At 36.6% G+C, this 12,572-nt stretch carries 8 protein-coding genes and 3 tRNA genes; 8 read left to right on the top strand and 3 right to left on the bottom strand.

From position 1 onward, the window contains the following. Nucleotides 1-249: 249 nt before the first annotated feature. From pgsA to V6255_RS17325, 5 genes are all read left to right on the top strand, one after another. A complete protein-coding gene (pgsA, locus tag V6255_RS17305) occupies nucleotides 250-813 on the top strand; it encodes a CDP-diacylglycerol--glycerol-3-phosphate 3-phosphatidyltransferase (protein ID WP_341629265.1) in 564 nt (187 codons plus the stop codon). Between the two features lie 194 nt (nucleotides 814-1,007). After that, nucleotides 1,008-1,083 (top strand) — tRNA-Gly (locus V6255_RS17310). Nucleotides 1,084-1,091: 8 nt separating this feature from the next. Next, nucleotides 1,092-1,165, top strand: a tRNA-Cys gene (locus tag V6255_RS17315). Nucleotides 1,166-1,176: 11 nt separating this feature from the next. Continuing rightward, a tRNA-Leu gene (locus V6255_RS17320) sits at nucleotides 1,177-1,262 on the top strand. A 1,223-nt stretch (nucleotides 1,263-2,485) separates the two neighbouring features. After that, nucleotides 2,486-3,175, top strand: a complete 690-nt coding sequence (locus tag V6255_RS17325; RefSeq protein ID WP_341629266.1) for a DNRLRE domain-containing protein — start codon at nucleotides 2,486-2,488, stop codon at nucleotides 3,173-3,175. 578 nt (nucleotides 3,176-3,753) lie between these two features. Here V6255_RS17325 and V6255_RS17330 read toward each other — a convergent pair. The 3 genes from V6255_RS17330 to tesA all read right to left on the bottom strand — a co-directional run bounded on the left by V6255_RS17330 (nucleotide 3,754) and on the right by tesA (nucleotide 8,619). Further along, nucleotides 3,754-6,714 (bottom strand): ExeM/NucH family extracellular endonuclease, encoded by a 2,961-nt coding sequence (locus V6255_RS17330; protein ID WP_341629267.1) that lies wholly within the window; start codon nucleotides 6,712-6,714, stop codon nucleotides 3,754-3,756. A 344-nt stretch (nucleotides 6,715-7,058) separates the two neighbouring features. Next, entirely contained in the window at nucleotides 7,059-7,934 is an 876-nt protein-coding gene (locus V6255_RS17335; RefSeq protein WP_341629268.1) for a DMT family transporter, read from the bottom strand. A gap of 82 nt (nucleotides 7,935-8,016) precedes the next feature. Then, entirely contained in the window at nucleotides 8,017-8,619 is a 603-nt protein-coding gene (gene tesA, locus V6255_RS17340) for a multifunctional acyl-CoA thioesterase I/protease I/lysophospholipase L1 (protein WP_341629269.1), read from the bottom strand. Here tesA and V6255_RS17345 point away from each other — a divergent pair. The 3 genes from V6255_RS17345 to rpsO all read left to right on the top strand — a co-directional run bounded on the left by V6255_RS17345 (nucleotide 8,618) and on the right by rpsO (nucleotide 12,297). Further along, the gene (locus V6255_RS17345; protein ID WP_341629270.1) at nucleotides 8,618-9,304 is read left to right on the top strand and encodes an ABC transporter ATP-binding protein; all 687 of its coding nucleotides are present in this window, start codon (nucleotides 8,618-8,620) and stop codon (nucleotides 9,302-9,304) included. The genes tesA and V6255_RS17345 overlap by 2 nt on opposite strands. Further along, a complete protein-coding gene (locus V6255_RS17350) occupies nucleotides 9,301-11,715 on the top strand; it encodes an ABC transporter permease (protein WP_341629271.1) in 2,415 nt (804 codons plus the stop codon). Before V6255_RS17345 ends, V6255_RS17350 begins: the two co-directional genes overlap by 4 nt. A 312-nt stretch (nucleotides 11,716-12,027) precedes the next feature. Continuing rightward, the gene (gene rpsO / locus V6255_RS17355) at nucleotides 12,028-12,297 is read left to right on the top strand and encodes a 30S ribosomal protein S15 (RefSeq protein ID WP_025563525.1); all 270 of its coding nucleotides are present in this window, start codon (nucleotides 12,028-12,030) and stop codon (nucleotides 12,295-12,297) included. The last annotated feature ends 275 nt before the right edge of the window (nucleotides 12,298-12,572 follow it).

Here is a 12,572-nt window from a genome sequence, read left to right on the forward strand (position 1 = left end):
TTACGCCTTAAACTAAATCATTTTTCCTGCGCAAAATTTAGATCACTTATTTAATGTAATCGGTATCGGATAAAAATCCGATAAATTGAGCAATATCTTCATTAACTTTTATATGCTCTAAATAAAACAGTTAAAAAACACATCCTAGTGCTAAGCATTCATTTTAATTGTTTATTTTATGAGTTAAGGGTTTGCAAATACAAAGCATAAAGTGCCAAAATAAGCGTGCATACCTTAAAGGATACATTAATGCTTAACATTCCCAATATACTGACTAGTTTTCGAATTCTTTTGATCCCCGTGTTTGTGGTTATATTTTACCTGCCAGCAGAATGGTCAGCACCTGCCGCGGCATTTATTTTTTGGCTCGCGGGTATGACTGATTGGTTAGATGGCTATTTAGCTCGTCGTTTAAATCAACAAACTGCTTTTGGTGCGTTTTTAGATCCCGTTGCGGATAAAATAATGGTCGCTGTTGCATTGGTCATGATCGTTGAACATTATGCGGTTATTTGGATAACGGTTCCTGCCATGATTATGATTTGCCGTGAAATTATTATCTCAGCACTACGAGAGTGGATGGCTGAATTAGGTGAAAGAGGGATTGTCGCTGTTTCTTGGATCGGTAAAGTGAAAACAGCATCACAAATGTTAGCGCTATTTTTATTAATTTGGCAATATTCACCTGTAATGGAATGGGTAGGCTTTATTTTCTTATATGTTGCTACTGCATTAACATTATGGTCGATGATAGTTTATTTAAAGGCAGCATGGCCTTTGCTAAAAAAGAGCAATGAAAGCAAAGTAGATTAAAGAAAGACTAAAAACAGATTAATATAGATTAAATTGGCGAATATCTAAACGCTTCGCCTAAAAAAACGTCGAACAACTTAAAAGAAGCAAAAAAGGTGATAATTTCTATTGACTCATTGTGAAGAATCATTAGAATGCGCACACATCGAGAGGGGAAACAGTCTACTAGTTCTTCTTGAGATAAACATAGTGATGCGGTACTAGCTCAGTTGGTAGAGCACGACCTTGCCAAGGTCGGGGTCACGAGTTCGAGTCTCGTGTACCGCTCCAAATGTTTTGGCGGAATGGCAGAGTGGCCATGCAGTGGATTGCAAATCCATCCACCTCGGTTCGACTCCGGGTTCCGCCTCCATTACAATCTTTGCCCGGGTGGTGAAATCGGTAGACACAAGGGATTTAAAATCCCTCGACTTATGGTCGTGACGGTTCAAGTCCGTCTCCGGGCACCAATTTCATAAAAGAACCAGCTTATAGCTGGTTTTTTTATATCTAAAATTTGAGCCTCTAATATATCCGCTCTCTGATATTAAAATCCCCGCATCTAATTCTGGTCGTGATGGTTCAAGTCCGCCTCTGGGGATCAATTTCATAAAAGAACCTGCTTATAGCTGGTTTTTTTATATCTAAAATTTGAGTTTTCGGTTTATAAGCCAGTTTCTAAGTGTTTAAGTTATATCAAACTTAATGCAATCGGGATTCTGCAAACTCTGATATTAAAATCCCCGTATCTAATTCTGGCCGTGACGGTTCAAGTCTGTCTCCGGACACCAATTTCATAAAAGAACCAGCTTATAGCTGGTTTTTTTATATCTAAAATTTGAACCTTCGGTTTATAAGCCAGTTTATAAGTGTTTAAGTTATATCAAGCTGAATGTAATTGAGATTCTCTGGCCTTTGATAATAAAATCCCGCATCTAATTTTGGTCGTGACGGTTCCAGTTCGTCTCCGAGCACCAATTTCATAAAAGAACCTGCTTATAGTTTTTTATATCTAAAAATTTGAGAGTAACTATTAATCTTTGCTCTATTATCTTCTTTTTTTACCTGTCACCTTCTTAAATTATCTTAATGATTCATCAACTTAATTTAATTAGTTTACTTTATTGAGCTCAATAACGCTTATTAAGCTATCTAAATAGATCTTAGGCTGTTTTTCCTGTCATTGTTAAGGTGAGTGGATAGTTTTTGGTTCTCTCTAATAACGCTATTAATGGCTTTATTTAACGCACTCTATTTTGTTATCGTAAATTAATTTTAAGTAAATGATGTGCACTCAGGAGTATCTAGGTTTTTCAGGTTGAATTTGTGTTGTTTTTTCTTTTACAAAGCTTAAGTACTTGGTTAATAGGTTAATAGGTTAATGGCTTAATAAATTAATAGGGCGATATTTGATCAATCACTTTATCTAGCAGCATAGTGTCGACTATTCATACATCAAAGTAAGCTTAATATGACTTATAGGGGCTTAAATTAAAAAATAACCCGAAATAGGTGTCGAATTATTTTACCATTTTAATTAATTGAATAAATAAACTTAATTATCTTATTGAAAACAAATAGGTATTTTTTATGGCATAGTTCGTGCTTTATACCATGTTAGAGATACTTCGTAATAGTTTATACATTACCTACTAATATTATATTGAGGGTAATGAACCAAAGGATAATACATATGTTAAATTCAAAAAGACTTTTGATTGCTGTAACAACTAGCTTTTACTTAATGTCTGCATTGGTAGCGACAAGTGCACAAGCTTCATTAATTACTACAACACCAGACACTATTGTTAGTGTTTCATTAGACGGTGACGTTAATTCAGTTGGTTCTGTTAATAGTGGTTCATTATCTAGTAATGAAGTGATTGCACGAGAACGAGCTAACTTATCTCAAGAAGGTTTACGTATTGCAACTTTCTTTGATTTTGATTTAAGTTACTTAACAACAGATATCGTTAATGTTTCAACGTTCTCTGCATTATTTGAAATTGATTTTGTTTCTCGTCTTAACACTATTAATGACTTAAGTATTTTATTAGGACAAGTTGAAAGTGCATGGGATGATGAGTCTGGTTCTTTACCTTTGTTTGAATATGCAGCTGCTTCAACTAACCAATCTGTAGTGGTAGATAACGTTAAGACTGACTCGTTTGAAACTTACACTGTTGATGTAACTAGCATTATTCAAGATTGGGTAAACGGCGATACAGAAAACAATGGTTTTGTTATATTTGGTGCTGATACTGTTTTCCAAGGTGCTGGATTTAACAATGCATCACTAGTAGTTGATGTACCAGAGCCTTCTACTATTGCTATCTTTGCATTCGGTCTATTAGCTTTAGTATCTCGTAGAGTTAAAAAGTAACTTTAATTTTCGAATCAATATTCGAATAATATAAAACACCAATTGTCATGATTGGTGTTTTTTTTTACTTAATGATTATAGGCAATACACTTCATAGATTAGATTTTACAATCGCTTCATCTGAATAGCCTTACCTAACAACTTCTTATTTAAAATCTCCTTGCTATTTCGATTACTTTGTCCGTTGCTATTGTTCAGTAATTTCATACCTTTTAAAAATCGTTATGCCGGTTACATTAAATAAGTGATCTAAATTTCGCGCAGGAAAAATGACTTAGTTTAAGGCGTAAATTGAGGCCTTTCGAAGATTAACTTCGTTAATCGTCTATCGGTATGTTTGATATGACTGTAAATTGAAAAACTATTTAGTTGATGTGTTTTGTAGATCGGGTGTTTCATATTAATAAGGTTGTATTAGTTATTATCGTGTTTTGGCTTAAATATTAAGTTTAAATATCTGATTTAAATACTAGGTTTAAATTACAGTGAGGGATCTACACCTTATAAAAAGCCCTTTATGAGAAACACATAAAGGGCTGATATTAATTGCTAATATATATTAAGTTTTAGCAGTTGCTTTAACTTTGTTGACGACGTCTTAAACGCCATCCAGCAAAGCCTAGTAGTGATAGCAATGTAAATATGTTGCTACTACCACCGCTTGTGTCATCAGCGTTATTCTCAGTATCTTCTTCTGTCGTTAACGTATAGTCGTTTGTTGCAACTAATTCATCACCTATAAAGCTAGATACTGTTACATCTCCTGCGCTAATCTCTTTTACTTCAACCGTTGCCCAGCCTTGTGTTATTTGCTCTTCAGTTAAGTCAATTGAACCCGTTTGGCTTGTTGCTGCTCGCGAACTTTCAACTTCTGAAATAACTGTATTTACATTGGTGCCTACTTGTAAACTATTGAAAGTAGAAGCGGTTAGATCAACAACTACAGTGAATGTACCATCTTCATCAATCGTTGTTGTTTGAACGGGCAATGAAACAGGTTCACTTGGTAATGAAATACTTTCACCTAAATCACTCTCTATACCGAAGTTTAAAACGATGATAGCAGGATCGTGATCTGATGAACGGTAAGCATCGTTATAAATGTTTACATCACCAAAGTCGTAATCATATTGAAATAAACCGCTTTCTATTGAGTTAATATTCCAATGTGCAGCATCAACGACTAGTTCGCCAAGCTCTTCATCTACTAAAATGTAATCTAATGTACCGACTTCATCATTGAATGAGTAGCTTAAACCCTCTTCTTCAAATTTAGCTAGTGTATCGATATATCCATAACTCTCAGTTAATGTCGCACCATCTGGACCATGTAACTCTTCACCTAGCTCATCACTGTCACCACCAATATAAGTGTAAGCTGCAGCCTTAAGTTCATAACCTGTTTCTGCATTATCTTGGTTGGTTAATAGTAAAAGCGGGTCTTCACTTGCATACGCATTTAGGTCACCCACAATCATGGTGTAACCTTCTTTCTCCGCTAAAGAATTAGCTAATTGGAAAGCACCAGATACACGGAAGTTTTCACAACTACCTTGTAAATCAGTATCGGCTAATTGTTCATCTGTTATAACATCTTCATAACAGGTAGAGCCTTTAGATTTTAAATGATTAACAGAAATCGTTAGTTTTTTATCTGTGCCAACCACTGTAAAAGTAGGCGTTACCGCGTCACGCATGTAATTATCACCAGATTCAGAACCAGTCTCAGGTGCATGTTGTTGTGGCATTTCTATCACATCAAACTCGTCTAAACTTAATTTATTAGCACGGTAGATGGCTTGATTAGTAATGGCATCGGTACCGATGTAATCGTAGTCTTCACTAGACGCGATAGTGTATTGCTTATCTTCATCTAATGCTTCGTTTAATGCTGTTACCAACGCAACGATTGCGGAGTCTTCTGAAAAACCATTATTTTCAACTTCCATTAACCCTACAAAGTCAGCATCAAGCGCAACTAATGCTGCGACAATTTTGGCTGTTTGCACTTCCAAATCATCTGCATTGTCAGCACCACGATTGCTACCGTTTGGATTTTCTGCACCGCCCACTTCTGAGTTAAAGTAGTTCAATACGTTAAATGTAGCGATTTTTAGGTCACCAGACTCAATAACAGGTGCAACTGTACGATCGACACCTTCATGATCAAAGTTTTCTGCTGTTAATTGATTATCAACATATAAACGGAATTCCGAGAATGAGTAACCAATAAAACCTTGCATACCGTCAACCGTTGCACCAACACGTAAATAATCATCGGTTGTACCTGTACCGTTATCTGCACCGAAGTTTTCATACCAAGGCACGACTCCATCTTCAGCTTCTGTCGCTGTTTCAATAAATAGACGATTTAAAGCATTATTTTCCGTTTGTTCAATTGCGCCTGCTGATCCTGGGTTGTTATTTTGGTTCGGCTGACGGTTAATATCACCATGAGAAAGTACCATGTTGTTTCTGAAACTACCAAAGTCGAAACCAAAAGTACGTGTGATTTTCATGTCAGAACCAGTGTTTAACTCGATAAACATACCTTCATAACGTTCTAAGGTATCTTCAAAATCATCATCAGTGTCTAACGTTTCTAATGTCGTTGCCGTCATTGGGCTATTACTACCCGTTGTCTCTACAAATTCAGCTGAAAGTTGTGTCCAATCAAAGGACTCTGTTGCTTGACCATAAGCAACTACTTCATCGCCTACTGTTAAGTCTAAACCTGATACTGCACTGTAACTTACAAAAATACCATCGGATGTTGTTACATCACCATCACCCGTTGCATCCTGCATAAAAAATCCAACAGGTAAGTCACTGCCTAAAGAAGCCGTTTGGATGTGTGTCACAATACCTGTTACTTTAAACACTTCTTCTGAGTCAAACTTAAAGTTATCAGGATCGGTGAATGGTGAACTTTCACCGTTACCTTGTAGTTGCATGATGGTAACTTCAGCATCAAATTCAGGTGCTGTTGCTTGAGTGGCTTCAGTTAATTCACTAATGCTACCTAAGTTGCTTGAATCATCTGTTGCTAAGATTTGCCAATCTGCACTGTTGTAAACTGTTTTTGGTGTTTGATCAAAAGCACGTACTAATGTGACATTTGGATTCCAATCAACATCGCCAAATTCGCCAGCAACATCATGTGCAACGCCATTGATAAACAAGGCAATTGGATCATCACCGTTAAAGTTTAATGGGCTACCGCCTACTGTACTATCTGCTTCAGCTAGTATTGCATCGTTTGCATTTGTATTCGCTAATACATATACATCCCCGGCTTCAATCGTCACTTCGCTTAAATCAAAAGAAGTGTTTGTTGCTAAATCTTCTAATGACGTTCCACCATTAGTACTACGAGCTAGAGTATAGCCCGTGAGAGTGACTGCATTAGTTCCAGTATTAGCGATTTCAATCGCTTTATTATTACTACTACCTTCAATAATTTCTGAAATGAAAATATCGGCTTGTGTTGGTGCTGAAAGAGCAAATGCTATACCTGCTGCTAATAAACTTTTATTCATAAATCCCTCTATTCTTTCTTATTAAATATATTTAAAAAACCAAAACAGCCAGCAAAATCATGCATAGTGTGTGGTGGTGATAAGTTGATTGAATATTTATTCAATTGAAAGGCTGCATAATAAGCACCTTGTGTGACAATATTATTGAATAAATATGACCGTATAATGTGAATTTTAACTACCTAAAAACAAGTGCCTTTAATTAAAACAATTACTTAGAGTCTTTTTGATTGTAATGTAAGTGTATTAAGTTGACCAGAGGGTTAGGAAATATAGTTGAATAATTATTTTAAGTTAATCGATAAGTAATACTTGTCGTTCTACAGAAGAGGGTAAGAGGCGAATCAAGCGCGTTTTTGAATGAACAGTCCGACTATGATTAATATGAGACCAATCACGGTAGCAGGGTAGATAGTCTCTCCAATTATCTGGCTAAGTAACAATAAAGAAACAAAAGGAGAAATGAATATTAAGTTGCTTATTTTACTGGTGCTTTCTGCATATTTAAGTGCGGTTAACCAAGCAACAAAGGCAAGTCCCATTTCAAATAAACCGATATAAATAGCCCCTAGCCAACCTTGCCAAGCGGTTATATAAATATCATCGAAGATTAAGACGGTGAGTATGATCATAGGCAAACTGCATAAAAAGCATAATGATAATGCAATCATAGGGTCTGCATCATTTTTACTGTTAAATATCCAATAACAAGCCCAAAGAATCGTGCTTAGTAAAGCTAATGTAACACCTAAAGGACTTACAAAATCAAGCGCCAGTAAGTCACCTTTAGTCGCTATGATTAACGCGCCTAAATAGCCTAAAGCAATAGCAATAACATCGTTACGTCGTAACTTCTGTCCTAATACCGGAACGGCTAATAAAGATAGCGTAATAGCCCAGGTGTAATTAAGGGACTGTGCTTGTTGCGCGGGTAATAAGTCGTAGGCTTGAAAAAGCAATGAATAATATAAAAAAGGATTAATTGCCCCCATTAAAAGATAAAAGTAAGGGCGCTGTATGAAGCTTGCTTTAAGTAAACTTATTTTCTGCTGACGATAGCAAATAATAAGTAATACAACGCTACTTACCAAACTTGCTACAAGCAACATTTGTAAGGCACTGAAATAAGTTAAGGTAATTTTAAAAGCAGTGGCCACAGTGGACCACATTAATACAGCTAATAAAGCAAACAGCGTTGCTGTTTTTTGATTTTTGATCATGATCCTAACTCTATTAACGAACGTAATTCATTTTTAAAGCATTTTGATCATCAACGCTATATTTTTATTAGTTTGGGGCTGACTATTTTATTATTTTTCCTAACTCTGTAGCAATAAATTCAGCGATCCATGGTTGTGCAATCTCTTTGGGATGTAAACCATCGCTCATCATCCATTCAGGCTTAGTAATGACATACTCCAAGAAAAATGGCATGAGAGGGATACCTTTTTCTTCACTTAATGAAGGGTAGATACTAGAGAATGCATCACCATAACGTTTCCCATAGTTTGTTGGCACTCTAAGTTGCATTAAAATAGGTTGAGCTTTTTTTGTTTTGACTTGCTCAATCATTGCACTTAGATTATTACTGACGATATCGGGTGAAAATCCACGCAAACCATCATTTGCACCTAATTCAAGTAGCACATAGTCAGGTTGATGTTTGGTTAATAATGCTGGCAAACGTGCCAAACCATTACCACTAGTATCGCCTGAAATACTGGCGTTTATTATTTTAATATTTTGATTTTGTTGTTTTAATTTCTCTGGTAATAATACCGGCCAGCTATTTTCTACTGGCATTTTGTAACCTGCGCTTAAACTATCTCCAACAATCAGTAACGTGTTACTGTTGACGATAGATGAAAATAAAAGTGTACATAATAAGGAAACGAGTTTAATCATGAGCCAATCCATTATAAGTGTTGAAAATATTACTAAGTCAGTCATTAGTAATGCTAACGAGCTATCTATCCTAAAGGGGATCTCCTTTAACATCAATGCCGGTGAATCAGTTGCCATTATGGGAACATCAGGTGCTGGTAAATCAACATTAATGAGTTTACTTGCTGGATTAGACCAGCCGACATCAGGAAAAATTTCAATCTTAGGTTCTATCATTTCTACTATGGATGATGAACAACGTGCGAAAATGCGCAGTGAATCTATTGGGTTTGTATTCCAGAATTTCCTACTTATCCCTTCTCTAAATGCGCTTCAAAACGTTACTTTACCAATGGTTTTACGTGGTAATGAAGATGAAAGTAGCAATAACCAAAAAGCTAAAGCATTATTAAAAGAAGTAGGCTTAGCTGGACGTGAAACTCATTTACCAACCCAGCTATCAGGTGGTGAGCAGCAACGTGTTGCACTAGCTAGAGCGTTTGTTACACGCCCAAAAATCTTATTTGCCGATGAACCAACGGGTAATTTAGATCATAAAACGGCACAACATGTGATTGAGTTACTGTTTGCTATGAATAAAGAACAGGGCACTACTCTTGTGTTAGTTACACATGATCCAAACCTCGCTGAGCGTTGTCAACGCACGCTAATTATTAACGATGGTCAATGTCAGGAAAGTGCATGAAAACCAATAAAATGATAATAAACTGGAGCTGGCGAGAGATATGGACCGGTCAGCTTTGGCCTGTAATGGTTGCATTAACCTTGATCATTGCTTGTGTTGTTGCACTTTCTACGTTGGCATTGCGCGTAGAAAAAGTAATGACGAATCAAGGTCGCGCGTTATTAGCTGCGGATTTGGTCATGAGATCATCAAATCCTATTTCTCCATCACTAGTAGATAAAGCAGAAGCTGCCGGACTCACTATTTCATCGCAAAGTCGCTTTCAAACGATGGCATTTAGTGAAAAAAAATTACAATTAGTCACTGTTAAAAGTGTAGAAACAAGTTATCCACTGCGTGGCGCGTTGAATTTACGTGATGGTAACGAGGTTGTGACACATGAAGTGAAGCCTGGTGAACTATGGCTCTCTCCTAGATTATTTTCTATTTTAGAAACTGAGATAGGGGACTCAATTGCTATTGGGGATGCGGAGTTGACAATTACGGGGGTGATTGATGATGAGCCAGAGTTAGCTTATAACCCTTTTAATAGTATCCCCAATTTATTTATTCATAGTAGCGATCTAGATAAAACAGGTGCAATTCAAGTAGGGAGTCGAGTACGTTATCGCTTATTTCTTAATGGAGACTTAACTTCTTTAGCTGCTTTTCAAGAAAGTTATGAATTACAACCTGGTGAATCATGGGTCGATCAAAACAGAGAAAGCCGTGCGGCCAGATTAATGGATAAAGCAAAGCAATATTTATCTTTAACCATTTTAATGGTTATTTTAATGGCTGCTGTAACCCTTATTTTAACCTGTCTACATTACGTCAGAAATCGCAGTGAAACTGTTTCTATGTTAAAAAGCATGGGGGCTAGTCGAGCATGGGTACGCAGTTGGTTAACAACACAAGTGTTGATTATGTTTGCCGTTGCTTTTGTTCTCGGCGGTTCTCTAGGACTACTATTAGAGTATTTATTACGTATTCCACTCGCAGGTATTTTACCAAAAGAACTACCAAGTGTAGGCGCACAGCCTTTCATCTTTGCCATTGGGGTCGCGCTTTGTATTGGGTTACCTGCCTTATTGATTCCATTAACACGGTTATTAGATGCCCCAGCGATTAATGTTATTCAAAAACAAGCAGTACAATACTCCAAAAAAAGCTGGTGGTTATTATTACTGCCCTTAACGGCATTGGCCATGTTTTATGGTACCAATATACAAGTCTGGATGGTCTTAATAGGTTTGCTCGTTTTATTTGTTGTATTGGCTTCTTTAAGCTTTAAGTTTTTAAAGTTAATAAGTAAGTTAAAGTGGAATGCTGCATTTAGTCTAGCTTTAAGTCGTATTAGTAGGTCTCCCAAAAACAGCATGATGCAGTTAGCCGCATTATCTGGATCATTAATGTTAGTCGCATTAATTTGGCTAATTAAAAGTGATTTACTAGGAGATTGGCAACAAACATTAGCGCCTGATGCACCTAACGTATTCTCTATTAATATTAGTCCTGAAGATCAACCTAATTACTTAAAAGAGCTAGATAAGTTTGAACTACCAAGAAGTGATGCTTTTGCCATCATTCGAGGGCGTATTACAAAAATTAGAGAGCAAAATACAACGGATCTTGCCATTTATGAAGATCCTGAAATACGTATTTTAAAACGTGAAGTTAACTTTACTTGGATGGATCAATTACCTGTTTACAACGAAGTAGTCGCAGGTGAATGGACTGGTGAAAAAACAGTGTCTGTTGAGGTAGAAGTTGCTGAAGAGCTAGGCATAAAATTAGGCGATGAAATGACCTTTGAAGTGAATAGTCAACCATTCACTGCAACCGTTAATTCCTTTAGAGCTGTTGAATGGCAAAGCCTGAAGCCTAATTTTGTCTTCATTTTTAGTAAAGATGCCGTTGCTGATTTACCTGCAACATGGATGGTTAGTTTTAGAGCAGAAGAAAATCAAACGATCTTTGTAAATCAACTTGCTCGTTTATATCCGACGGTGACTTTATTAGATCTTCGTACAATGGCAAGTAAGGTGCAAGGTCTATTAAGGCAGATTTCTTGGTCTTTAACTGGTTTAGCGGCTTTAGGTGTATTAGCAGGTATTTTACTTATTTTCACGTTATTACGTTTAAGCTTGAACGAACGTAAACGAGAAATTACGTTGTATCGCACCTTAGGGGCAAGTAAAAAGCGTATTAGTAATACTCTGTGGGCTGAGTATGGGTTATTGGCATTAAGTGGTGGGTTTGTTGCTGCTATTGCTGCTGAAATTATATTATTTGGCCTAATGACGTGGAGCTTTGAGCTACCAACACAATGGCATCCTATGATGTTCATCGTATTACCACTATTGGCGGTACTAGTTGTTTTTATTAGTTTAAGCACAGTGATTAAAGCATTGTTAAAACCATTACGTTAATGATAAAAAGAACGGCTTTTGAATACTAAAGGCCGTTCTCTATCTTTCTCTTTTTTACTTCCTTATCGTCCTTCAACGTTATAGACGCTATATGCCATATTAAATGTTCACTTCATTAAAATATCTTAATGACACAGCCTACTTTTATTATCATATAAATAACCAATAAAAAGCGTAAAATTGATCATGTTTATAGTTGCACCAGAATGAAAAAGTCCGTAGAATTCGGCCTTCACTTTACTGCTGAATTAGTGATCGGCAGTAATACTTAAAATAGGTTATTCACATAACCACAAAATATCGGAGTACGTTATGTCACTAAGTGCAGAACAGAAAGCTGAGATTGTAGCAAAATTTGGTCGTTCAGAAGGCGATACTGGTTCATCTGAAGTTCAAGTTGCATTGTACACAGTACAAATCAACCATCTTCAAGGCCATTTCAAAGAGCACATCCATGATCACCACAGCCGTCGTGGTCTACTACGCATGGTTAGTCAACGTCGTAAATTACTTGACTACTTAAAGCGTAAAGATGTTGCTGCTTACACAGCATTAATCGCAGAATTAGGTCTACGTCGTTAATTCGAAGTTAAACTTAATTCCAAAAAGAGCCTAAGGGCTCTTTTTTTGTGTCTATAATTTGATATTACAGGCAGCTTGAGATTGTAGAGTGTCTGCTCTTGCTAAGAATATGCAAAACATGACAACGACCAGTCAACAGCATTAATCGCAGAACTAGGTCTACGTCGCCTATATAAAACCCTCGAAGTTAAACTTAATTCCAAAAAGAGCCTAAGGGCTCTTTTTGTGTCTATAATTTGAGATTATAGGGAGCTTGATATTGTTAGGAATATGCA

The organism is Psychromonas arctica (assembly GCF_038155225.1).
Lineage (GTDB): Bacteria > Pseudomonadota > Gammaproteobacteria > Enterobacterales > Psychromonadaceae > Psychromonas > Psychromonas arctica_B.